Source organism: Pseudoalteromonas sp. A25, from assembly GCF_009176705.1.
GTDB lineage: Bacteria > Pseudomonadota > Gammaproteobacteria > Enterobacterales > Alteromonadaceae > Pseudoalteromonas.
Map to the genome: position 1 here is coordinate 2,459,754 of NZ_AP021846.1, position 25,209 is coordinate 2,484,962.

At 42.1% G+C, this 25,209-nt stretch carries 17 protein-coding genes and 9 tRNA genes; 7 read left to right on the top strand and 19 right to left on the bottom strand.

Annotated elements, in window-relative coordinates; genetic code table 11:
- Positions 1-164: 164 nt before the first annotated feature.
- From GDK41_RS10450 to dapB, 5 genes are all read right to left on the bottom strand, one after another.
- Entirely contained in the window at positions 165-740 is a 576-nt protein-coding gene (locus tag GDK41_RS10450) for a rhomboid family intramembrane serine protease (protein ID WP_152086364.1), read from the bottom strand.
- A 115-nt stretch (positions 741-855) separates the two neighbouring features.
- A complete protein-coding gene (greA, locus tag GDK41_RS10455; RefSeq protein WP_152086365.1) occupies positions 856-1,332 on the bottom strand; it encodes a transcription elongation factor GreA in 477 nt (158 codons plus the stop codon).
- A 46-nt stretch (positions 1,333-1,378) separates the two neighbouring features.
- Positions 1,379-4,597, bottom strand: coding sequence for a carbamoyl-phosphate synthase large subunit (gene carB / locus GDK41_RS10460; protein ID WP_152086366.1), 3,219 nt, complete (start codon positions 4,595-4,597; stop codon positions 1,379-1,381).
- A gap of 17 nt (positions 4,598-4,614) precedes the next feature.
- On the bottom strand, positions 4,615-5,751 hold the full coding sequence (gene carA / locus GDK41_RS10465; RefSeq protein WP_152086367.1) for a glutamine-hydrolyzing carbamoyl-phosphate synthase small subunit: 1,137 nt from the start codon (positions 5,749-5,751) through the stop codon (positions 4,615-4,617).
- Between the two features lie 209 nt (positions 5,752-5,960).
- Entirely contained in the window at positions 5,961-6,764 is an 804-nt protein-coding gene (gene dapB / locus GDK41_RS10470) for a 4-hydroxy-tetrahydrodipicolinate reductase (RefSeq protein WP_152086368.1), read from the bottom strand.
- Between the two features lie 226 nt (positions 6,765-6,990).
- Here dapB and GDK41_RS10475 point away from each other — a divergent pair, with 226 nt between their 5' ends.
- From GDK41_RS10475 to GDK41_RS10485, 3 genes are all read left to right on the top strand, one after another.
- On the top strand, positions 6,991-8,298 hold the full coding sequence (locus GDK41_RS10475; RefSeq protein WP_152086369.1) for a Na+/H+ antiporter NhaC family protein: 1,308 nt from the start codon (positions 6,991-6,993) through the stop codon (positions 8,296-8,298).
- 186 nt (positions 8,299-8,484) lie between these two features.
- Positions 8,485-10,560: a prolyl oligopeptidase family serine peptidase gene (locus GDK41_RS10480; protein ID WP_152086370.1), complete on the top strand. Its 2,076-nt coding sequence runs from the start codon at positions 8,485-8,487 to the stop codon at positions 10,558-10,560.
- Positions 10,561-10,730: 170 nt separating this feature from the next.
- Positions 10,731-11,519, top strand: coding sequence for a nucleoside-binding protein (locus GDK41_RS10485; RefSeq protein WP_152086371.1), 789 nt, complete (start codon positions 10,731-10,733; stop codon positions 11,517-11,519).
- 77 nt (positions 11,520-11,596) lie between these two features.
- Here GDK41_RS10485 and GDK41_RS10490 read toward each other — a convergent pair.
- The 13 genes from GDK41_RS10490 to GDK41_RS10550 all read right to left on the bottom strand — a co-directional run bounded on the left by GDK41_RS10490 (position 11,597) and on the right by GDK41_RS10550 (position 17,374).
- Positions 11,597-11,683: transfer RNA gene (locus tag GDK41_RS10490), tRNA-Leu, on the bottom strand.
- A 35-nt stretch (positions 11,684-11,718) separates the two neighbouring features.
- Positions 11,719-11,792: transfer RNA gene (locus tag GDK41_RS10495), tRNA-Cys, on the bottom strand.
- A gap of 15 nt (positions 11,793-11,807) precedes the next feature.
- A tRNA-Gly gene (locus GDK41_RS10500) sits at positions 11,808-11,883 on the bottom strand.
- Positions 11,884-11,997: 114 nt separating this feature from the next.
- Positions 11,998-12,073, bottom strand: a tRNA-Gly gene (locus GDK41_RS10505).
- Positions 12,074-12,158: 85 nt separating this feature from the next.
- Positions 12,159-12,245, bottom strand: a tRNA-Leu gene (locus tag GDK41_RS10510).
- A gap of 24 nt (positions 12,246-12,269) precedes the next feature.
- Positions 12,270-12,345: transfer RNA gene (locus tag GDK41_RS10515), tRNA-Gly, on the bottom strand.
- Positions 12,346-12,468: 123 nt separating this feature from the next.
- Positions 12,469-12,555 (bottom strand) — tRNA-Leu (locus GDK41_RS10520).
- 34 nt (positions 12,556-12,589) lie between these two features.
- Positions 12,590-12,663, bottom strand: a tRNA-Cys gene (locus GDK41_RS10525).
- 15 nt (positions 12,664-12,678) lie between these two features.
- A tRNA-Gly gene (locus tag GDK41_RS10530) sits at positions 12,679-12,754 on the bottom strand.
- A gap of 222 nt (positions 12,755-12,976) precedes the next feature.
- Positions 12,977-13,522, bottom strand: a complete 546-nt coding sequence (pgsA, locus tag GDK41_RS10535) for a CDP-diacylglycerol--glycerol-3-phosphate 3-phosphatidyltransferase (protein WP_152086372.1) — start codon at positions 13,520-13,522, stop codon at positions 12,977-12,979.
- A 42-nt stretch (positions 13,523-13,564) separates the two neighbouring features.
- Entirely contained in the window at positions 13,565-15,388 is a 1,824-nt protein-coding gene (uvrC, locus tag GDK41_RS10540) for an excinuclease ABC subunit UvrC (RefSeq protein ID WP_152086373.1), read from the bottom strand.
- Between the two features lie 12 nt (positions 15,389-15,400).
- Positions 15,401-16,051, bottom strand: a complete 651-nt coding sequence (uvrY, locus tag GDK41_RS10545; RefSeq protein ID WP_152086374.1) for a UvrY/SirA/GacA family response regulator transcription factor — start codon at positions 16,049-16,051, stop codon at positions 15,401-15,403.
- Between the two features lie 177 nt (positions 16,052-16,228).
- On the bottom strand, positions 16,229-17,374 hold the full coding sequence (locus tag GDK41_RS10550) for a dicarboxylate/amino acid:cation symporter (RefSeq protein WP_152086375.1): 1,146 nt from the start codon (positions 17,372-17,374) through the stop codon (positions 16,229-16,231).
- A 257-nt stretch (positions 17,375-17,631) separates the two neighbouring features.
- Between GDK41_RS10550 and GDK41_RS10555 the strand changes: the two genes are divergently transcribed.
- From GDK41_RS10555 to GDK41_RS10565, 3 genes are all read left to right on the top strand, one after another.
- Entirely contained in the window at positions 17,632-19,971 is a 2,340-nt protein-coding gene (locus GDK41_RS10555) for a carbohydrate binding family 9 domain-containing protein (RefSeq protein WP_152086376.1), read from the top strand.
- Between the two features lie 139 nt (positions 19,972-20,110).
- Entirely contained in the window at positions 20,111-21,079 is a 969-nt protein-coding gene (gene cysK / locus GDK41_RS10560) for a cysteine synthase A (protein WP_152086377.1), read from the top strand.
- Between the two features lie 120 nt (positions 21,080-21,199).
- Complete coding sequence (locus GDK41_RS10565; RefSeq protein WP_152086378.1) at positions 21,200-22,099, top strand: substrate-binding periplasmic protein; 900 nt, start codon at positions 21,200-21,202, stop codon at positions 22,097-22,099.
- A gap of 43 nt (positions 22,100-22,142) precedes the next feature.
- Here GDK41_RS10565 and putP read toward each other — a convergent pair whose 3' ends face one another.
- A complete protein-coding gene (gene putP, locus GDK41_RS10570) occupies positions 22,143-23,621 on the bottom strand; it encodes a sodium/proline symporter PutP (protein ID WP_152086379.1) in 1,479 nt (492 codons plus the stop codon).
- 278 nt (positions 23,622-23,899) lie between these two features.
- Between putP and GDK41_RS10575 the strand changes: the two genes are divergently transcribed.
- On the top strand, positions 23,900-25,129 hold the full coding sequence (locus tag GDK41_RS10575; RefSeq protein ID WP_152086380.1) for an EAL and HDOD domain-containing protein: 1,230 nt from the start codon (positions 23,900-23,902) through the stop codon (positions 25,127-25,129).
- Positions 25,130-25,209 lie beyond the last annotated feature (80 nt).

Here is a 25,209-nt window from a genome sequence, read left to right on the forward strand (position 1 = left end):
TAGGGTTGGGCTTTTCCTATTCATACAGAGCAATAAAAAACGCTCTATCAGTCGCTTTTATGATGTTCTATTTAAAGCTTTGTAGCTTTCTATCAGATTAATAATCGATGAATCTATGCAAAGTATTTTTTAATGAAAAGTAATACTAAAAATAGTTATCAACTTTACTTTTTATCCACTCCAAAATTTGCACACCTAAATAAATACGCTGCTATTACTCCGCTAATAAAGCCAAATAAATGACTTGAAACACTCGTGGTGGCATCAAAAGAAAATAAAGTGCCAAATAAATTAATCTGAAAATAGTGCGTAATAGCTAGTAGTGCAGCTGCGATAACAAAGCTCACTATATTGCGTCTAAACACCGCACTACCCATAATAAAGCCAAAGTAACCCATCACAATCCCCGAAGCGCCAATGTGGTTTGCATAACTAGCAAATAACCACACTAACAAGCCAGTCAACACGAAAATGACGGCTGTAGCGCGTTTGAAGTAAGTCAGCTGGCTTGCCAAAAAACCACTAATCAATAAGCCCAACGTATTACCAATTAAGTGTTGCCAATCACTGTGGATAAAAGGGTATGTAATTATCCCATAGAGCCGAGATTGACTCAGTGGCACCAGGCCAAACTGGGTCAACGGTATGCTAGTAACGCTAGTAAATATATGCACGAGCCACATAACTGCTAGCATGGCAGTAACAAACTTAAAGTTATTTCGGTTAAAACGCTTTAGCATGGTCTTCCTTACAACGAATATTTACTATTCTATAGGAAACTACCGTAACCGCTCCATATCCAAGGCATAAAAAAACCGAGCCCAAGCTCGGTTTTTATGTAACTAAATGTTTAAGCTAGATATACTCAACTTCGATGATCTCATACTCTACAGCACCATTTGGTGTTTGAATGTTAGCGGTATCATCTAGTTCTTTACCAATTAAACCTCTTGCAATCGGCGAGTTGACTGAAATTAGGTTGTTCTTAATATCTGCTTCGTCGTCACCAACAATGCGATATTTCACCTCTTCGTCAGTGTCTACATTACAAATAGTCACTGTTGCGCCAAAAATCACTTTGCCATTATTTGGTATTTTGGTTACATCGATCACTTGAGAGGTTGAAAGCTTAGCTTCAATCTCTTGGATACGGCCTTCACAAAAACCCTGTTGCTCGCGCGCTGCGTGATATTCAGCGTTTTCCTTTAGGTCACCGTGTTCACGTGCTTCAGCGATATCGGCAACAATTTGGGGGCGAACAACCGATTTTAAATGGTTTAGTTCTTCACGAAGCAACTGCTCGCCTCGTACTGTCATCGGAATTGATTGCATAACTTTCTCACTTGATGCCAAGACCGAGTGGCCTTGGCGTTAGTCCTTAGTTCAATCGTTGGTGTAGCTCTTGTACAGAATTTACCGTGCTTCTATCATCAGCGGCATGCGCGATGCAGTTAGCAAATGCTGCATTAAGCGTAGTGGTATAGTTTGTCTTATGCTGCAATGCACCACGACGCAACACCTTCGAGTCTTCGATCGCTTGGCGACCTTCAGTGGTATTAACTATGTAGCTGTACTCACCATTTTTGATTCTATCAAGAATGTGAGGACGACCTTCGTATACCTTGTTTACACGACGTACTTCAATGCCAGCAGCTTCAAGCGCTTTGGCAGTACCATTTGTCGCATCCAGCTCAAAACCAATTTCTCTCATGATTTTAGCCAGTTCGACAATGCGTGACTTATCACTGTTACGCACAGATAGTAGCGCGCGACCACCGCGTGGTAAAGCGTTACCCGCACCTAATTGCGCTTTTGCAAACGCTTCGGCGAAGTTTTCACCAACACCCATGACTTCACCTGTTGAGCGCATTTCAGGACCACGAAGCGGATCAACGCCTTGGAACTTAGCAAATGGTAATACCACTTCTTTTACGCTGTAATAAGGTGGAATAACTTCGTTGGTTATACCTTGACTTGCCAGAGACTGACCAGCCATACAACGTGCTGCTACTTTAGCAAGCGCAACCCCTGTCGCCTTTGATACAAATGGTACAGTACGAGCGGCACGTGGGTTAACTTCGATTAGGTAAACTTCGCCATCTTTCACTGCAAACTGAGTATTCATCAAACCAACAACACCCAATTCAAGTGCCATATCTGTCACTTGCTTACGCATGACATCTTGGATCTCTTGAGACAGTGAATGTGCTGGTAGTGAACATGCTGAGTCACCTGAGTGAACACCCGCCTGCTCGATGTGCTCCATTATACCACCGATGATCACTTGCTCACCGTCACAAATCGCGTCAACGTCAACTTCAATTGCGTCATCTAGGAAACGGTCTAGTAGAACTGGCGCTTCGTTTGATGCTGATACAGCTTCAGTCATATAGCGACGTAAGTCATCTTCGTCATAGACAATTTCCATTGCGCGACCACCTAGTACGTATGAAGGACGCACAACCAGTGGGAAGCCGATTTCTTGCGACTTCGCAACCGCTTCTTCAAGAGAAGTTACTGTTGCATTTTCAGGCTGAAGTAAATTTAAACGCTCTACCATTTGCTGGAAACGCTCACGGTCTTCGGCACGGTCAATCGCATCAGGTGAAGTACCAATGATTGGCACACCATTCGCTTCAAGCGCACGCGCTAGTTTAAGTGGAGTTTGGCCACCATACTGAACAATCACACCTTTTGGTTTTTCAACACGCACAATCTCTAATACGTCTTCAAGGGTAATTGGTTCGAAGAACAATCTATCTGAAGTATCGTAGTCTGTTGAAACCGTCTCAGGATTACAGTTAACCATGATAGTTTCATAGCCGTCTTCACGCATTGCAAGCGCTGCATGTACACAGCAGTAATCGAATTCAATGCCTTGACCGATACGGTTAGGGCCGCCACCGATAACCATGATTTTATCTTTATCAGACGGATTTGCTTCACATTCTTCATCGTATGTTGAGTACATGTAAGCCGTGTCTGAGCTGAATTCAGCCGCACAGGTATCTACGCGCTTGTAAACTGGCACGATGTTTAACTGGTGACGCTTCTTACGAATTTCTTTTTCAGACACACCTGCGATTTCAGCAATACGCGCATCAGCAAAACCTTTACGCTTCAAGCGACGTAAGAAGTCTTCGTTAAGACCCGCAAGGCCCACTTCAGCAATGGTTGCTTCATCTTTGATGATGTCTTCGATTTGAACAAGATACCAAGGGTCTATCTTAGTTAGTTCAAACACATCCTCTACACTCATACCATGGCGCATAGCATCAGCAATATACCAAATACGTTCAGCGCCAGGCTCACGAAGTTCGCGGATAATCGTTTCTTTTGCTTTAGGGTCGTCAAGTGCAACGATAGGGTTGAAACCCGTTGCCCCTACTTCTAAGCCACGTAGTGCTTTGTGTAGTGACTCTTGTTGGTTACGACCAATCGCCATCACCTCACCCACTGACTTCATTTGCGTGGTCAAACGGTCGTTTGCACCGGCAAATTTTTCGAAGTTAAAGCGAGGGATCTTAGTTACAACGTAGTCAATTGACGGTTCAAATGATGCTGGCGTTGCACCACCTGTGATGTCATTTTGCAGCTCATCAAGTGTGTAACCGACAGCTAGTTTTGCAGCGATTTTCGCAATAGGGAAACCAGTCGCTTTAGATGCTAGTGCAGATGAACGAGATACACGCGGGTTCATCTCAATGATCACCATACGGCCATCAACAGGGTTAACGCCAAATTGTACGTTTGAACCACCTGTTTCAACACCAATTTCACGCAGAACGGCCATCGAGGCGTTACGCATGATTTGATATTCTTTGTCAGTCAATGTTTGCGCTGGTGCAACCGTGATTGAGTCACCAGTATGTACACCCATTGGGTCAAAGTTTTCAATTGAACACACGATGATACAGTTGTCGTTTTTATCACGAACCACTTCCATCTCGTACTCTTTCCAACCGATTAAGCTTTCATCGATCAGAAGTTCATTGGTTGGCGATAAATCTAGACCACGTGTACAGATCTCGTCAAACTCTTCCATGTTGTAAGCAACACCACCACCAGTACCACCCATGGTAAATGATGGGCGAATGATACACGGGAAACCAATGCGAGAAAGCACGTCGTGGGCTTCCTCCATTGAGTGTGCAATTTCAGCGCGAGGACATTCCAGACCGATGTTCTTCATCGCGACGTCAAAACGCTCACGGTTTTCTGCTTTATCAATCGCATCAGCGGTTGCACCAATCAGTTCAACACCATGCTTAGCCAACACACCGTGCTTATCTAAATCAAGCGCACAGTTTAATGCTGTCTGACCGCCCATGGTCGGTAATACTGCATCTGGCTTTTCTTTTTCAATAATTTTTTCGACAACTTCCCAGTGGATTGGCTCGATGTACGTGGCATCAGCCATTTCTGGGTCTGTCATAATCGTTGCAGGGTTAGAGTTAACTAGAATAACTCGATAGCCTTCTTCTCTTAGCGCTTTACAAGCTTGCGCGCCTGAGTAGTCAAATTCACACGCCTGACCGATCACAATCGGTCCCGCGCCTAAGATAAGAATGCTTTTAATATCAGTACGTTTTGGCATTATAACTCCACTCTCAATTAGGCTTTACGCGATTGCATTAAATCGATGAAATGGTCAAACAATGGTGCCGCATCGTGCGGACCTGGGCTTGCCTCAGGGTGACCTTGGAAACTAAATGCAGGCTTATCAGTACGGTGAATACCTTGCAATGTGCCATCAAATAATGATTTGTGCGTGGCACGTAAGTTAGCAGGTAAACTATCTTCATCAGCAGCAAAGCCATGGTTTTGTGCAGTGATCATGACCACATTGCGGTCTAAGTCTTTAACTGGGTGGTTACCGCCATGGTGACCAAATTTCATTTTTACTGTTTTAGCACCCGATGCTAAAGCCAGAAGCTGGTGCCCTAAACAAATACCAAAAATAGGTGTATCTGTTTCTAAAAATGATTTAATCGCTTCGATTGCGTATGTACAAGGCTCTGGATCACCCGGGCCATTTGATAAGAAAATACCGTCAGGATTAAGTGCCAACACGTCTGCAGCGGAGGTTTCTGCAGGCACTACTGTAAGTTTACAGCCACGGTCAACCAGCATACGTAAGATGTTTTTCTTAACACCAAAGTCATATGCAACAACATGGAACTTCTCTTCTTCTGCCGTTAAGGTCTTGTAACCTTCACCAAGTGTCCAACTTGATTCGCTAAATGCATACGATTCTTTTGTACACACCACTTTGGCTAAATCCATGCCTTTTAAACCTGGAAATGCTTTTGCAGCTTCCAAAGCTTGTTGTTCGTCCAATGAGTCTCCCGCGATGATACAGCCGTTTTGAGCACCTTTATCACGCAAAATACGCGTAAGTTTACGCGTATCAATATCAGCAATGCCGAGGATATTGCGGGCTTTAAGGTAATCACTTAATGATTGCTCGTTACGGAAATTACTGGCTAGCAAAGGTAAGTCACGGATCACTAGGCCTTTCGCCCAGATCTGGTCCGCTTCTTCGTCTTCACTGTTAGTGCCGGTATTACCGATGTGCGGGTAAGTCAAAGTTACGATCTGTTCCGCGTATGATGGGTCTGTCAAAATTTCTTGATAACCAGTCATAGACGTATTGAATACTACTTCACCGACTGACATACCGTCAGCGCCGATCGCAGTACCGCGAAACACCGTGCCGTCTTCTAGGACTAACAGAGCGGATTTAGTCAAGTTAACCTCCTAATGGTAAAAAACGGGAGCAAGCTTTAACGCTTTTCTTCCCGTTCACAAAGCGCTTGGTAACACGCAGTTATTAATTTTTGGCAAATTCGTTATAGTCTACAGCAATTTGTTAGATTCGTCTAACCCAACCAGAAAAAACATGGAAAACACTGCGTTTTAATAAAATTTCAAACCAAACCGCCAAAAAGCTAAGTTAACTACTTCAATCCAAGCACATCTTGCATGCTATAAAGTCCATTTGGTTTATTTCTCAACCACTTTGCAGCCCTTACAGCACCAGAGGCAAAGGTTAAACGTGAAGTTGCTTTATGGGTTAATTCTAGCCTTTCGCCCATTGTAGCGAAATAAGCCGTATGTTCACCTACTATATCACCAGCTCTGAGCACCGAATAACCGATTTCATTTTGCGACTTTGCTTGCTCAATTGGCGTTCTATCGTATCTAGCTACTGCATCGTGATCCCAACCTTTAGCCTCTGCAATTGCCTCTCCTATCGCCAAAGCAGTACCAGAGGGCGCATCAATTTTGTTACGGTGATGAGCCTCAAAAATTTCAATGTCCATTTCATCAGCAAGCTTGGTCGCTGCAGTTTGTACAAGGTCCAACAATAAAGTAACACCAACGCTAAAATTGCGCGCAAATACGATTGGAATATGTTTTGCTGCCGCTTTAATTTCACTCATATCATCATCGTTCAACCCCGTTGTCCCAATGACCATAGGCAAATTGTGCAACACAGCAAGGTTCAAGTGGCGTTTCATTCCCTCAGGGAGAGTAAAGTCAATCAGAACATTTGCATCGCTATTGTGTACCTCAGCTTCATCGCTAAAACTTAGCTCTTTTGGGGCACAAGGTTGCTTATTAATCACTAAAGTAGAAAGTAATTGAGAATTAGAACGCACTGCGGCCGCAGCTATCTCAGTACCGCTCACTAGCGTACAGGCTTCTATTAACGCCAAGCCCATACGGCCGTTGGCACCAAAAATTCCAATTTTATCCATGTCTTAACTCTATTTTAAAGGTTGGCTTATTATTCTTAGCTATAGAGTTTATCAATTCTCTATGCCATAGTCAGTGAAACTACAATAATAACAGAACGCCATGGACTTTGGACGTCTAAATGTATAAACTTCCCAATTCGCCGATTTTACTTATTGCGGGCGTTTGAAGTTTAAATACAGCTAATAATGGATCTCATGGCTGTGGTACATTTTTTTGGAGAGCATAATGCAGCCAAACACTCTACACGCGAAGCTATCGCTTTTGCCTTTATTGACCTTTGTCGGGCTTTTTTTAGGCGCAGGCCTATATCTGCAATCCCAAGGGGTTGATTACGCCTTCTACCAACTGCCAGCACCAGTAGCTATATTGCCAGCGATCGTCGTCGCCTTTTTAATTAATAAAGCCAGTATCAACCAAAGTGTTGAGACCTTTATAAAAGGCGCTGGACACAGCAATATCATTACTATGTGTTTAATCTATTTATTAGCAGGTGCATTCTCTGCTGTAGCCGGTGCCACGGGGGGAGTTGATGCCGTCGTGAACGCCGGTCTATCGCTGATCCCTGCGTCATTTTTACTACCTGGACTCTTTTTAATATCAGCAGTTGTATCTACCGCCATGGGCACATCAATGGGCACTATTGGCGCAATAGGACCCATCGCCTACGCTGTTTCATTAAAAACAGGTATCGACCCCGCTTTAATGGCGGGCACTATCGTCTCTGGTGCAATGTTTGGCGACAACTTATCTATTATTTCAGACACCACGATTGCCGCCACTCGCACACAAGGCTGCGAAATGAAAGACAAGTTTAGAGAGAACTTAAAAATAGCTCTACCCGCGGCGCTTCTGACGGTGTTGCTACTTGTTTTTCTCACACCTGAACCGCAAGCTGTTGAAACAAAACCTTTTGACTGGTTGTTAGTATTACCCTATATCTTCATTTTGGTATTAGCGGTCGCAGGGTTAAACGTATTTGTCGTACTTTTCAGTGGCATTGTTTTCGCCGCGGCGATGGGCTTTATTGGTAATTATGAAGTGGGTAATTTTGCCAAAGATGTCTATAAAGGCTTCAGTGACATGCAGGAAATATTTTTACTGTCGATGTTTATCGGAGGCTTATCTGAATTTATTCGCGTCAATGGTGGTCTAGATTATCTTGCAGCGAAAATCCAAAAATTAACCGCAATAATAGCTAAGTGGCACCGTAAAGTTGCCGATCAACTCGGTATCGCCGCTTTGGTATTAACCAGTAATTTATGTATCGCCAATAATACTGTCAGTATTATTGTTGCGGGTCCAGTTGCTAAAAAGCTGGCGGATGATGGTGGGATCTCGGGTAAACGTTCGGCAAGTTTACTCGACATTTTTGCCTGTGTGATGCAAGGTTCATTACCTTACGGTGCACAAGCCTTATTGTTAGGTGCAACTTTCAAGATCAGCCCTTGGGATGTATCAACTTCCTCTTTCTACTGCTTTATTTTGGCGTTTACCGCTATTACGGTCATTTGCCTACGCCGTAACAAAGCGTAAAAATGATTCTATGCGCCCTATCTTTGTGGGCGCAATAAGCAATAGCAATTTACCCTTTACATGTAGGCTACTTGTAAGCTCATACATTTATTTATGATGTATTTCACTAACGCACACAGCTCCGTTGTACCAAAAAAGGTACACTGGTAACCTTAGTCTAACTGACAACTAACTAAGGACTAAGTTTTGAAAACAAAAATAATCAGTATCGCTGCTCTCCTATCTCTGTCTGTAATATCATCAGGAATACTTGCCTCAGACAAAGACCCCTATATGTGGCTCGAAGACGTTGAGGGGGAAAAAGCGTTAAAGTGGGTGAAAGAACAAAATGATATTTCTCTGAATTACTTAAAAGGTCAAGAGGTATACCAAGAAGTTTACCAAAACAATCTCGCTATTTTGAATGATAAGTCTCGTATTCCTTACGTAAACGAGCGTGCAGGTTACTACTACAACTTTTGGCAAGACGAACACAACGTAAAGGGTATTTATAGGCGAACAACCCTAGAAGAATACCAAAAAGCACAGCCAAAATGGGAGACCGTGCTCGATCTAGACGCACTCGCAAAATTGGAAAACGAAAACTGGGTTTATAAAGACATACAATGTCACTACCCTAAATACGAACTCTGTTTAATTTCCTTGTCCCGCGGCGGAGCCGACGCTACCGTAGTGCGCGAGTTTAACATGAAGACCAAATCGTTTGTTAAAAACGGCTTTTATCTTCATGAAGCCAAAACACGAGTATCTTGGCGTGATGAGAACAGTATTTTTGTTGCCACTGACTTTGGTGAAAACTCGCTTACTAACTCAGGCTACCCAAGTATTGTCAAAATTTGGCAGCGCGAACAACCGTTAGAAACAGCTAAAACAGTATACACCTCAGATAAAAGCTCGGTACTAGCAGGCGCTTACGTTACTTACGACAATGGCTCCAAATATCAGCTTATTTACGATTTAACTAGCATGCACACAATGGACCTCTACTTGCTTCAAGACGGTAAAAAAATCAAATTCGACTTACCTAATGATGCCAATATCATTGGCATAAACAACGGTAAATTTTTCGTTCAACTCAAATCCACCTGGCAAGAATTTGCACAAGCAGAAGTCATTTACGCTGATATTAATGATGTTGGTAAGAAAAATATCTCATTTACCAGCTTCGTTAAACCCTCTGACACTCGCTCCATAGAAGAGTTAAGCTTTACTAAGTCAGCCATTTTGGTCACCGTATTGGACGATGTAAAAAACAAAGTTTATCGTTACTTACCCAAAGCCAATGGTCAATGGCAAGTTGACCAAGTGAAATTCCCAGAAACTGGTTCGATAGCTGTACTTAACACCAGCCCTGAACGCGATGATTTTTTTGTGAACTATAGTGACTTTTTATCGCCTTCAAGCTTGTACCTAGTGAACGGCGCATCTTTAGAGTTCACCAAGCTAAAAGGTAACAAATCACACTTTGATGCTAACAAATATGTAGCTAAGCAAAAATTTACAACATCAAAAGATGGGACTCAAATTCCATACTTTATCGTTCACAAAAAAGATCTAAAACTAAACGGCAAAAACCCTACTTTACTTTATGCCTATGGCGGTTTTGAATTATCTATGCAACCATTTTATTCTGCAGGTATAGGCAAAAACTGGTTAGCAAAAGGTGGCGTGTATGTACTTGCAAATATCCGAGGAGGTGGCGAATACGGTCCTCGCTGGCACCAAGCTGCACTAAAAAAGAACCGTCATAAAGCCTTTGAAGATTTTGAGGCTGTTGCAGAGCGACTTATTACAGATAAAGTCACTGAGCCTAAACACCTCGGCATTAAAGGGGGTAGCAACGGTGGTTTATTAGTCAGTGCGGCATTTACACGCAGACCAGATCTTTACAACGCGGTAATTTGCCAAGTACCTCTTTTGGATATGCAGCGCTTTAATAAACTGTTGGCTGGTGCTAGCTGGATGGGTGAATATGGTAACCCTGACAACGCAGATGAATGGCAATATATTAAAACGTATTCTCCATATCACAACCTAAGTAAAGACAAGCAATACCCGCAAGTGTTTTTTACAACATCGACGCGTGATGACCGTGTTCATCCGGGCCACGCTCGTAAAATGGTGGCAAAAATGAAGGACATGGGCTTTGATGTACTTTACTTTGAGAATATGGAAGGCGGCCATGCTGGTGCGGCTAACAAAGAACAGTATGCTATGGTCAATAGTCTAGAATACGTGTATTTAATGAATAGGTTACACTAATTCATTCTTTGGGCAGCCTTGCTGCCCTTTCACTCCGTTAAGCTCGGTATATTGTATTTCCCTTATATCGCTACTGTGCTCACTCATGTCGGGAAAATTTGTCAGCAACACGCCACACGTATTGACCATTGACTATAATTCATACCACCCTGCGCTTAAGGACAATGTCAATGAAGTGTAAAATATTTACTGTGCTTATCACTGTGATACTCACAACTCTGTCATTAACAACACACGCTGCGAACTGGAGTAAAACACAGCTGCATATCAATCGCGGCGTATTTGACCATCCCTTTACCAAACAAAAAGCCATGACTGATGTAATCTCACTACAACATGCATCAACCAATAACTACGGTAGCGTGTTCTTTTTCGTTGATTATTTAGATGACGATGTTGTTGATGGCTTCAATGATAAGGACTTTTACTCAGAGGGTTATGCAACGTTCAGTGGCAAAGCACTGTTTGATTGGCAATATAATTTTTGGCGATTGAAAGACATTGGTTTTGTCATTGGCTATAACGCCGCCGGCGATGCCAAAGTGCTCAAGTACCTGCCTGGGATTAAGCTCAGTTGGGATATTCCAGGGTTTGACTTTTTAACCACGACAGCAACCGCCTATTTTGATGATAGTGCTGGCATAAGACAAGGCGGCGCGCCACAAACTAACAATACGTTTATGCTTGATCTCGCTTGGGGTTACCCCTACTCACTCGGCGCTCAGAAGTTTTACTTCACAGGTCACGCCGAGTATATCGGCTCTAGGCGCAATGAAATTGGCGTTTATATAAATGATTGGATATTGGCACAAATGGCTTTTCAATGGGATCTAGGACATGCTATCGCAACTACTAGCAATACCCTTTTGCTTGGTGTCGAATGGCAAGTGTGGCGAAATAAAATGGGCACATCTCATAATGAGTCAGCGACCCAACTGCATATTGTTTGGACGTTTTAGGGCATAAAAAAGAAAATATTCATATTAGTTTTGCTTACGCGGTTTGATTTTTTAATAACGAATAGGAAAGATAAAAATGGTGCCCGGGGCCGGACTTGAACCGGCACGCTGTTACCAGCGAGGGATTTTAAATCCCTTGTGTCTACCAATTCCACCACCCGGGCTTCGGGTTGCTTGCGCATGTGGAAAGTTTGATAAATGGAGGCGGAACCCGGAGTCGAACCGAGGTAGACGGATTTGCAATCCGCTGCATGGCCACTCTGCCATTCCGCCTTATTATCTAAAGTTTGGAGCGAGTAACGAGGTTCGAACTCGTGACCTCGACCTTGGCAAGGTCGCGCTCTACCAGCTGAGCTATACTCGCATCACTAATGCGGTTTATCTAAGTTGAAATTATCTAGACACTTGATTGCATCTGTGTAATTTCAGCTGAGTTTCACTCACAAACTTTAAAAAACAAGGTGACCAGATATTTGATTGGAGCGAGTAACGAGGTTCGAACTCGTGACCTCGACCTTGGCAAGGTCGCGCTCTACCAGCTGAGCTATACTCGCATCACTAATGCGTTTTATTTAGTTGAAACTAACTAAGACGAAGTCGCGTCTTTCTAATTCCAGCTAAGCTATACTCGCAATCAAATGGTGCCCGGGGCCGGACTTGAACCGGCACGCTGTTACCAGCGAGGGATTTTAAATCCCTTGTGTCTACCAATTCCACCACCCGGGCATCGGGTCTACAAAAGCGTTAGATTGGAGCGAGTAACGAGGTTCGAACTCGTGACCTCGACCTTGGCAAGGTCGCGCTCTACCAGCTGAGCTATACTCGCTTCACTAATGCGTTTCCGCCTAGATGAAATCACTAAACACTTGGTCGCGTTTTTCTAATTTCAGCTGAGCTTTACTCGCATAATATTCTTCATACGAAGAACGAGAAACATCTCTAATCTAAATGGTGCCCGGGGCCGGACTTGAACCGGCACGCTGTTACCAGCGAGGGATTTTAAATCCCTTGTGTCTACCAATTCCACCACCCGGGCATCGGGTTGCTTTCGCATGTGGATTGTTGAGATATGGAGGCGGAACCCGGAGTCGAACCGAGGTAGACGGATTTGCAATCCGCTGCATAGCCACTCTGCCATTCCGCCGACTTGTTTAAAGATTGGAGCGAGTAACGAGGTTCGAACTCGTGACCTCGACCTTGGCAAGGTCGCGCTCTACCAGCTGAGCTATACTCGCATCACTTATACATTCTAACTTAGTTAAAACCATAAAAGCACTAGGTCGCGCCTTTCTAATTCTAGCTGAGTTATACTCGCAATCTTTAACTTTAAAGGCGCACTGCCCTCTCAACACGGACGCATTCTACAGAAGTTATAAAACGCGTCAACATAAAAAATGAATGTTTTGAATCGTTTGTTCAAAAATTATCTAAACTGCCGTGATTATAAACACTTTCAGTTAAGATTTAGTCAATTGCGATTTTGCCGCATAGAAATAAGCAAGCATTGAGGTCACTGTAAGTAGCGTTGCAATCGCTAATAATGCATAACTGATATTAATCATCCACGGTGCATATTGCCAAATCAAACCTATGATGGCTAACATTTGCGCTGCGGTTTTGAATTTACCCAGAGAAGAAACAGCCACATCATCTCGCTTACCGAGTTCCGCCATCCACTCACGTAATGCCGAGATCACAATTTCGCGACTAATAATGATAATTGCAGCGGCTGTTACAAAATAGTTCTGGTAGTAAGTTGCTAGCATCACTAACGCCACACTCACCATAACTTTGTCAGCTACAGGGTCTAAAAATGCACCAAAAGGAGTTGATTGTTCAAGCTTGCGAGCGAGATAGCCATCGAGGATATCTGTCACAGAAGCCAACCAAAATATAAAGGCAGCGGCAAAAAACGCCCACGAATAAGGCAAATAAAATAACACTGCGAATACAGGAATGAGTAACAACCTAAATGTTGTAAGCGCGTTTGGAATATTCCACATAACTACTTAATGAGGTCTTTTTCTTTATGTTCGCATGAATGCTTAAGCTTTGTCATGCAAATGGTTAAATATCTTTTCAGCCGTTTTAGGACTGATCCCTGGAACTTGCTTTAGTTGATGGATATTAGCAGATTTTACCCCCTGCATTCCGCCCAAATACTTCAACAGTGCCTGACGACGCTTATGCCCAACCCCTTCTATCTCTTCTAAAACAGATTGGTTGCGTTGTTTTTGTCTTTTGTTTCTATGCCCTGCAATCGCAAAGCGGTGTGACTCATCGCGAATATGTTGGATAAGATGTAAAGCTGGTGAATCACTATCTAGATTAACCGTCCTTCTTCCGCCATCTATAAGCAGCGTTTCTAATCCTGGTTTTCGACTCGTGCCTTTCGCAACGCCCACAAGCAATGGTAACTTATCTAGAGGCCAATCAGCAAAAAAAGCTTCAGCCCGACCTAATTGACCTTTACCACCATCAATAAAAATAACGTCTGGCACTTTTGCTTCATCTTGCAATTTGCCGTAACGCTTATTCAGTGCAAAATCCATCGCGGCATAGTCATCACCAGGGGTAATGCCCGTTACGTTATAACGGCGATACTCTTTGTTATTGGGTCCTTGTGCATCAAATACCACACAAGATGCCACTGTGTTCTCACCCATCGTATGGCTAATATCAAAGCACTCCATCCGTTGAATATCGCTTAATTGTAAGGCCTCTTTTAATAACGCATATCTTTTGTTTATTGAATCTTGGGCGCTTTGTTTTACAGCAATGCTATTTGCAGCATTTTTATTTGCAAGTGCCAAATATTGAGCCCGTTCTGTGCGAACTTGGGCTCTTAACTGCACTTTCCTTTGTGCGACTTCGCTTAACGCATGGGCAAGCTCTTCTTGCTCAACCAAAGCAAAGGGCAACACCACCTCTTTTGCAATACGGCTATTAGTGCCACCACTAAGATAGTACTGACCAATAAACGATGTTAATATTTCGTCTGGCAAAGAATCCTTAGGCACTTTAGGGAAGTAAGTTTTCGTGCCAAGCACTTTGTGCTCCCTGATCATCAACATATGCACAGCACATAACCCATTCTGTTGCATAAAACCGATCACATCCATTTCTGCAAAGTTCCCAGCTACCGACTGTTGTTCTTGCATTTGCCTAAGTAGCGCAATTTGGTCTCGATATTTAGCAGCCGCCTCAAAGTTCAGTGACATGCTGGCATTTTCCATACGAGTCACTAGCATAGCGATAACTTGTTGAGATTTACCGTTCAAAAACTGACGCACCATCTCAACTTGCTCTTGATACTCCTCATCAGATACTTTTCCAACACACGGTGCAGAGCACCTTTTTAATTGGTGCTGTAAACAAGGACGACTTCGGGCGCGGTAGTAAGCATCTTCGCATTGACGTACCGGGAAAATTTTTTGCATCAAGCGCAAACTTTCAGACACTGCAGCACTACTAGGAAAAGGCCCAAAATATTCACCTTTGTATTTTCTCGCCCCACGATGAAACGCCAATCTAGGGTGTTTATGACCACTTAAGAAAATATATGGATAAGATTTATCATCTCGCAGAAGAATATTGTACCTAGGTTGATACTTCTTGATTAGATTATTCTCAAGCAACAAGGCTTCTGTTTCAGTATTAGTTAACGTAACTTCAATATGGCAAATGTTGCTAACTAAAACTCGGGTTTTGCTGTCTGGAATATTAGAGCGGAAATAGCTAGAAACCCGTTTTTTAAGGTTTTTAGCTTTACCTACGTAAATAACCTGCTGTTCATCGTCGTACATACGATAAACACCAGGTTCAGTACTTAAGGTTTTTAAAAATGAGGTATGATCAAATACAGCCATTCAGTTGATAGATTAACGTGTGGTATCAATATCTATCATTTTATGACGAATCGCCAGATGTGTTAACTCCACATCTCCACCAACATTTAATTTTTCAAACATTCGATAGCGATAACTATTTACGGTTTTTGAACTCAAATTCAAACGTTCAGCAATATCTTGTGCCTTTTCGCCTTTGGTGATCATCAACATGATTTGCAATTCTCGTTCAGATAATGACTGAAACGGATTTTCATCATTGCGACCATTAAACTGGTTCAAGGCAATTTGCTGTGCTATCTCCGGTGCAATGTAACGTTGCCCCGCATTCACGGATCTGATTGCATTAATCATTTCATCAGGACCCGCACCTTTGGTCAAATAACCATGTGCGCCAATTTGCATCACTTTACTTGGAAATGGGTCTTCGCAATGAACCGTTAAAACAATCACCTTCACATCTGGACAATAACGGCAGATTTTCTTCGTTGCTTCTAAGCCGCCAATTCCCGGCATATTCATATCCATTAACACAATATCTGGTTCATTTTGACGACAAAACGTAACCGCTTCTTCACCAGTTTTAGCTTCTCCGATCACCTTAAAACCACGAACATCATCTAATATACGTTTGATACCTGTTCGTACAAGCTCATGATCATCAACTAAAAGTACGTTAATCAATAGTTCACCCTCTTACTGTTACCTTGGTCGTCATGTTTCATATTTTTACAACGCCTCAAGATACCATACCAATATATAAATTTTTAAATATTCACGTTAAGAACGCGCAGCAAATAACAAAAAAATTACACTTTCGTGACACAATCCTTTGCCTTAAGTCTAGTGCAATATCTTAGACTATGCTCGTTGAGAAAAACGATTAACCCATAATGCAATAACACCATCACCTGTAACATTACAGGCTGTTCCAAAGCTATCCTGAGCGAGGTACAGCGCAATCATCAGCGCAACAGCGGCTTCGTTAAAACCTAACATTGACGTAAGTAAACCCAAAGCTGACATTACAGCGCCGCCAGGTGCACCTGGGGCTGCAATCATCACGATACCTAACATAAACAAAAACGGTAGCATTTCAACAAGAGAAGGCACAGCCATTGTGGGAGATAGTAACATCACGGCCATCGCACAGGTCACTATTGTTATCGTTGAACCTGACAAATGAATAGTCGCGCATAAAGGAACTGAAAAATTTGCAACTTCTTCTTTAACACCATTTTTTTTGCTTGCTCGCAATGATACTGGAATAGTAGCAGCACTGGACATCGTTCCGATAGCTGTAAAATATGCGGGGAGCATGTTTTTTATCAACTCTAAAGGACTGCGCTTGAGTAAAATACCACTTCCTATGTACAAAACACTGAGCCATAACCAGTGCATTAAAATTGCAGCGACCAGCACAATGCCAAAAGTACTGAGCGTATCAGCAACCGTTCCAGCAACCGCCATTTCTGCGAACACGCCTGCTATATAGATTGGCAAAGCAGGAATAATAACCTTAGCCAGGAGTGCGTCAATTACATCTCGACCTTGGTCAACCACATCTTTAAGTTTTGATAAGTTGAGTTGACTAATACCAATACCAAAAATAAACGCAGTTGCTAATGCGGTCATCACGCCCATCAAAGGCGGGATCTCTAAATCAATGTAGCTCTTTACTTCAACGCTCGAAGCCGCTTCGTAGCCAATTGAGCCGTCAAAAAACGGAATAAATGCGTTAACAAGTAATACCGCCAAAGTACCAGCAATAATAGTTGAGCCATAAGCAAAGCCAACGGTTTTACCTAATAAATGGCCTGATCCTTGAGGTAAACCTGCAATACCTGACGCGATAAAAAACAAAATGATGAGGGGTATCGTAAAACTGATCAATTGTCCCACAATCACTTTCGCTGTGTATAACAATTCAATTAACCCCATTGGCATGTAAAAACCTACCAAAATACCGCCTACAATACCGGCAATAAGTTTAAGAATTAACGACATAATACTTCTCTAACTAAAACGATGCGTTGTTGTATCATGTTTTATAAAGTGATTGCCACAACTGTATTAATTTGCCTGTAAACTGATGTAAAGCACATTATGCACTTGTGGGCATTATTTAATCTGCCGGTTGATATTTGATATCACCACTGCATTTTTTATTCACCCTATTTAACTGTGATCCAACGCGAAAAATTTGTTTACACCATCATCATGCTATTTAATACCATTTACATAATTTAGATAATTTTAGCTGTATGATACGTAAAGTTCTTTTCGCTTTTGCCTCGATAATGTCTGCAACGACCTATGCTAACGAGCAGGTTGAGTCTCTGCCTTTTATAAGTGCGACCGCAACAATTGATGGCAAGCTCAATGAGCCAGTTTGGCAACAAGCAAAACAAATCCATATTAATAATGTTACTTGGCCACAAGAAAATATGCCAAGTCCGGTGTCAACAATTGCATACGTATACGAAAATGGTGAATCATTATTCGTAGCCTATAAAGCGCAAGACCCAAATCCTGAGCTGATAAGGGCATTTTATAAAGACAGAGACCGTGTATGGAATGATGACCTTGTTGGTTTAAAAATAGACTCATTCAACAGCGGGCGCAGTGCTTACCAGTTTTTTATCAACCCGTTAGGCGTACAACTAGACTCCATTGAAAACGAGTTGACCAAAAGTGAAGATAGCTCATGGAATGGCATTTGGGACAGCGCCGGTATAATAGATGACCAAGGCTATACCGTTGAAATCGAAATTCCACTGCGAGTACTAAACTTTGATGACAGTACCCAAGTTAAAAATATGGCCATGGAATTTGTTCGGTTTCTGCCAAGAGATCAACGCTTAAGATTGTCAAATATGCAGATTTCCCATGCGAATAATTGCTGGATATGTCAAATGCCGCAGTATTCAGGGTTTAAAAATGCAAAACAGGGTAACAACATCGCCATTATCCCTTCATTAGTACTAAGCAAATCTCAAACCCGAGACATTGATGGCAGTGAGGTTCCCGCTTGGCAAGATGATGATAAGACAGAGCCAGGATTAGATGTAAAATGGGCCATAACACCCGACACCACAATTAATGCCACACTCAACCCTGACTTCTCACAAGTTGAAGCTGACACTGGACAGCTCAGTGTTAATAATAGTTTTAGTTTGTTCTTCCCTGAAAAACGTGCATTTTTCCTCGATAATGCAGACTATTTCTCTACCCATCTCAACTTGATCCATACTAGAAACATCGCCGCACCTGATTACGGTATCAAACTATCGGGCAACAAGCAGGGCCACACATATGGCGTTTTTGCGACCAATGATGAGCACTTAAATGTATTGGTGCCAGGCAACTTAGGCTCCAGTGTTGTGTCATTAGAACAAAAAAGTAACAACGCAGCACTTCGTTATCGTTATGACGTAGACAATGGCTTATCGATAGGTTCTAGTGCAACCCTTAGAGATTCAAAAGACTATCAAAACCAACTAATTAGCTTTGACACAAAGTATAAACCAACAACAAGTGACACTTTTAAGTTACAACTGCTGCGTTCAAATACCCAATATAGTCAAGCATTTGCAAATGAGTTATGTGACGGTGACGACGGTGACTGTGCACAGCTTCCTAGCACTGAATGCCCACAAGATGAAGACTGCGATTTTAATGAAGGAGTGTTGCGCACCTTAAATCAAGATGATTTAGATGGACTTGGTTACTTTGTTCATTATGAACATAACACCAAACATTGGCGGACATTTACCAGTTATCAAAACTATGATGAAGGGCTCAGAGCAGATATGGGCTTTATGTCTCAAGTGGATTTCAACAAGTTTTTAGCTGGTTTTGAATATCGTTGGTACGGCGAGCAAGACACCTGGTGGAACCGTGCGCGATGGTATACCGATTGGGATATCACACACAACGACGACGGCGCACTACTAGAAAAAGAGATACAGACTAACCTTGCCATAGATGGTCCTTTACAAAGCTTTATTGACTTTGGCGTAGAGCATCGCAATCGCAGAGGCTTGAGACACAACAAAGCCAGCCTATCAATTGATAACAACAGCGACTTATTTTCTGAGAATATGATATGGACTTACATGGAATTTAAGCCGATATCAGGTTTGTTTGCCGGCTTAAATTTAAGGACTGGTAATAAAGTAGATTTAGCAAATAACCGAGTTGGTCAAATGCATTTTGCCCGTCCTGTTATCAATCTGAACTTGGGTAAACACTTCGAAGTTAACTTTCGACATAGCTACGAAACCCTAGAGGCCGATGGTGCGCAAGTATATACCGCAAACCTGACAGATGTACGCTTAACTTATCAGTTTAATATAAACAGCTACTTACGCATCGCTGTCATTCATACAAACATCGATAGAAACAGTGAAAATTACATCGATGATGTAGATGAGCACTACAAAAGCCTCAGTACACAGCTACTATATTCGTACAAACTCAACCCACAAACTGTGTTTTTTGCGGGCTACGCTGACAATGGTTATCAAGATGATGACTTATCAAAAATAACGAAAGATGAAAAAACATTTTTTGCTAAATTCAGCTACGCTTGGTTGATGTAATGAAATAAGAGAAGCCATTTATATTCATTTTGGCTATAAGCAAATTTGATATAACTTATAGCCATTCTTTACTTCAGTTTTATACAAAGCCAAGTAAAGTGTGATGTTAAGTAAAACCTATAGCACCTAAGGGAACACAATGTCTAAGATTTTCGCTGATAACAGCCTAACTATTGGTCAAACTCCGATTGTAAAATTAAACCGCGTAACTGGCGGTAACGTATACGCTAAAATTGAAGCGCGTAACCCAAGCTTCAGCGTAAAATGTCGTATTGGTGCTTCAATGATCTGGGAAGCCGAAAAATCTGGATTATTAACAAAAGATAAAGAGCTGATCGAGCCTACATCAGGTAATACTGGTATCGCCCTTGCTTTTGTAGCAGCGTCTCGTGGCTATAAGCTAACATTGACAATGCCTAACACAATGAGTTTAGAGCGTCGTAAGTTACTTAAAGCGCTTGGTGCAAACCTAGTGCTTACAGAAGGCGCGAAAGGTATGAAAGGTGCGATTGAAAAAGCAAATGAAATTCAGGCTAGTAACCCTGAAAAGTATATTCTTCTTCAGCAGTTTGAAAACCCAGCTAACCCTAAAATTCACTTTGAAACAACCGGTCCAGAGATCTTTGAAACGATGGATGGCAAAGTTGATTACTTCGTAGCAGGTGTTGGTACAGGCGGCACAATCACGGGCACAACTCGCTATCTTAAAAACGAGAAAGGTCTTAATGTTAAAGCGATTGCTGTTGAGCCTATTGACTCACCAGTTATTACACAAACGCTAGCAGGCGAAGAAGTAAAACCAGGCCCACATAAGATCCAAGGTATCGGTGCAGGTTTTATTCCTGGCAACCTAGATCTTGAATTAATTGACGGCACTGAGCTGGTGTCAAACGAAGAAGCCATTGAAATGGCGCACCAATTGATGAAAGACGAAGGTATCTTAGTGGGTATTTCATCGGGCGCAGCAGTTGTTGCGGCTAAACGTATCGCTGAAAAGCCAGAAAATGCAGACAAAAATGTTGTTGTAATTTTACCAAGCGCGACCGAACGTTATTTATCTAGCCCACTTTTTGCTGATGAGTTTTCAGAGCAAGAACTTGTTCAGTAGGTTACAGCTAGACTAATTATCAAGCCGGCATATGCCGGCTTTTTTGTTCCTAAAAAAGTTTGAAAAATATCAATATTTTTCTAAACTTAACTCATGATTTGATATCCAAATTTATGTGATATGCGAACACTCTTAGTCTTATTATTAATACTCTTGTCATTGGCCGCTTCAGCCCAAGATGTTGTCAATGTCGGCTATTTTAAAAACGCCTCTTATCAACTTGTACAAGGTAGTAATTATAAAAATGGCTACCTCTACAATCCTAACGGGCGCAAAAAAATGCTCCATGTTGTTACCCTTGATTGGCCTCCCTACATCGGCCAAGCACTTTGTAACAAAGGCTGGGTATTCCAATTTACAATCGCCATCCTCGCTGAGCAGGACTACCCTATCTATATCGAATTCTTACCTTGGGCGCGCGCTGTTAGAGACGCAGAAACAGGCAAGGCTGACATTCTCATGCCGGAATACTATATTGAAGATTCAGCTCCCTCTGACTATGTTACTGGTAAAACCCGTCGAGAAGTTCTAGCGCTATCTAACTCTTTTCCAGGTGGGGAGATAGGCTTTTTAAAACGAAAAGGCGATAAAGACCGATTTGACGGTAATTTAAGTTCCTTAAAGGGCCAAAAGATAGGCGTAGTTAGAGGCTATCAAAATACCCCAGAGTTCGATGCCATGATGGATAATGGTGAGTTTGTGATTGTAGAAGCCGTCGACGATCTTCAGCTAGTAAAACTGTTGGTTGCCAAACGAGTCGACTTAATAATTGGTGATCCCAAAGTGCTGCGCTTTACTGTGAACTATTCTGACTTGTCAAAAAGCGAGAAGGTTAAACTCTTAAGCAATATTGAGAACGAGAGTAAGCCAATAAAATATAATCACCTTTACTTTGCGTTAAGTAAAAAATCGCCCCAATGGCGACAAATATTGGATGACATAAATAAAAGCTTATACCAATTTGGTAATAGAGGTGAAACACAAAGAATTATCGAGATGGGTAATTTAGAATGCTTTTAAAAAGAGCGCCAGATGGCGCTCTTTTATCAGTAGGCATTGCGCCTTACAGCTCAGTTTGTACTTTTTTGAATAAGTTTTGCACAGGTTCACTTGGCTCTGACGTTGCTAAGCTAACACCGATAATAGCTGCAGACGATACAATAAAGCCCGGCACAATTTCATAAACAATGTTACTCAAAAGCTCGCCGTTAATAGTTACTGGTGCGTAAATCCAAAATAAGACCGTTGCAGCCCCAGACACCATACCAGCAAGTGCCCCATAGAAATTCATCCTTTGCCAAAACAAGCTTAATAATACAAGCGGACCAAATGCGGCACCAAATCCAGCCCACGCATTACTTACCAAGCTTAAGATTGAGCTATCTCTATCGTATGCCAAATAAATTGCACACAATGCCACCGCCACAACACTCAAACGGCCAATAAGTACTAGCTCTTTATCACTAGCATCTCTGTGTACAAAGATCTTGTAGAAGTCTTCCGTTAAAGAGCTTGAGCTTACCAAAAGCTGTGAAGAAATCGTACTCATGATAGCGGCAAGAATAGCAGCAAGCAGGAACCCTGCAATGAGTGGGTGGAAAAGCAACTGAGATAAAATTAAGAAGATTGTTTCAGGGTCATCCACAACAATGCCCTTCTCATGGGCGTATGCGGCGCCAAATAGTCCAGTACCTACGGCTCCTAAAGCAGCAGTGATCATCCACGTCATACCGATACGACGTGCCGTTGGCATATCTTTAACACTGCGCACCGACATAAAGCGCACGATAATATGTGGCTGACCGAAATAACCTAACCCCCACGACATCGCAGAGACAATACCAATGGCTCCACCTGCTCCAACCCAAGTCAACATCTGAGGATTCACTGCGTCTAAGGTTGATGAAAGTGGTGCATCAAGTAATGAATAGGTCACTAGTGGAACCAAAATCAAGGCTACAAACATTATACAGCCTTGTACAAAGTCAGTAAGACTTACCGCTAAAAAGCCGCCGAACAAAGTATATAAAACGACCACGCCTGTCGTGATATAAAGCCCTGATTCATAACTCATACCAAATGAGCTTTCAAACAACTTACCACCAGCGACAACGCCTGATGAGGTATAAAGAGTGAAAAAGACAATAATGACCAGTGCAGACACTATGCGCAGCGCGTTGCCTCGGTCTTCAAAGCGGTTGGCAAAGTAATCTGGAATCGTGATTGAATCATTCGCCAGCTCAGTGTAAACACGTAAACGCGGTGCCACTAAGAAATAGTTAAGCCATGCACCGATCACCAAACCAATGGCAATCCAAGTGCTACTAAATCCAGACATAAACATCGCACCTGGCAAACCCATCAAAATCCAACCACTCATGTCGGAAGCACCAGCAGACAACGCCGCTACACTTGGGGGCAAGCTTCGTCCTCCCAACATATAACCGAATACATCACTGGTTGACTTGCGGTATGCATACAGGCCGATGCCTAACATAACTATAAAGTATATTATTAACGAAATAATCGTGCCTAATTCCAAAGTTACCTCCTTCGTTATTGGCGCCCTACTCAATGACAACTATCCAGCAATTACTTTTCTTATTGTCATTAAAAAGAAAGCCTTATTAGTTTTGTTCGACTATAACATGAATAAACCACACACCCCAGTCTAGTCGAACAGGTACATTTTTCTTCCTATCATTGGGCTATAAAAAGCACAATATAAAGTACAAAAGAACCAATTATAAGACATAAGCTAGTAAAATAGGGTTGATTTTACTATCCTTTAAGATCATCGGATTCAAATTCATTATATTTATGTATTTTTACGCGGCGCGCCAGCCTATCTTTAACATTGAAAATAAACCTATAGGCTATGAGATTTTATTTCGAAATGGGCCAGATAATACCTTTCCTGGTATTAGTGCCGACGAAGCAACTTCTCGGTTAGTCGAAGGAAGTCAGTTTTACTTTGCACTTGAAGAGTTAAGTAACCATAAACCTGCATTTATAAACTTTACGCTAAAGTCACTTTTGCTTGGCTATCCTTTTATGTTTGCACCGCAACATATCGTTATCGAGGTGATTGAATCGACTAAACCGGGGAAAAAGCTGCTTGATGCCACCAAAGTACTACACAAAAAAGGGTATCTGATCGCGCTAGATAATTATTGTCATCAATCTACTTGGCGACATTTCTTCCCTTACATAAAGTATCTAAAGATAGATGTTACATCTACACCTTGGCCTGAGATCCAATTAATTAAAAAAGCAATTCAGCCCTATCAACATATTCAGCTCATCGCTGAAAAAGTCGAAACCCACCAGCAATTAGATAAGCTAAAAGAACTTGGCTTTGAATACTTTCAAGGCTTTTACTTTGCGAAACCTGAAATGCTTAAAAGCCAGATGTTCAGCGCAAGTGAGTTATCAATCACCAAACTGCTTAGTGAAACGGCCAACGAATATATCGACGTAAAGAAATTAACACCGATATTTGAACGCGATGTAAACCTATCTTACAAACTGTTGCGCTATGCTAACTCCGCAATTTTCAAGCGTAGAACTAAAATCAGCAATATAAAGCAGGCTTTAGTGACCCTTGGCAGCCAAGAACTTAAAAAGTTTCTCTCACTGATGTTCGCTGCACAAATTTCCCCAAATAAACCCGTAGAGCTAATTAAACTATCGCTCACAAGAGCCCGGTTTTGCGAACAACTTGCGCTCAAAGCGCAAAACAAGAAATTTGTCGGTCCTGCTTTTTTAACCGGTATGATGTCCCTTATTGATGCAATTCACGATGACAGTATGGAAAATATCATGGGTCGCCTACCACTGGTCGATGCCATCAAACAAGCTCTGGTAGTCAAAGAAGGAGCTTTGGCACAGTTACTTTTGATAGTACAGAGCTATGAAAAAGCTGACTGGCAGAGCGCTCAGCAACAATGCCAAGCACTGGATATCAACCCAGATAGTTTGCCACAGATATACAACGATGCACTCAGTTGGTGTGAAGAGCAAATGCAAGTGCTCGCTTGCGAGATATAGCTTTGAACGTAATTAAGCACTTAGCATTCACGTTCTACCCTTTGTGAACTTCTCTTGTTTTTAGGCTTCAATACACTGCT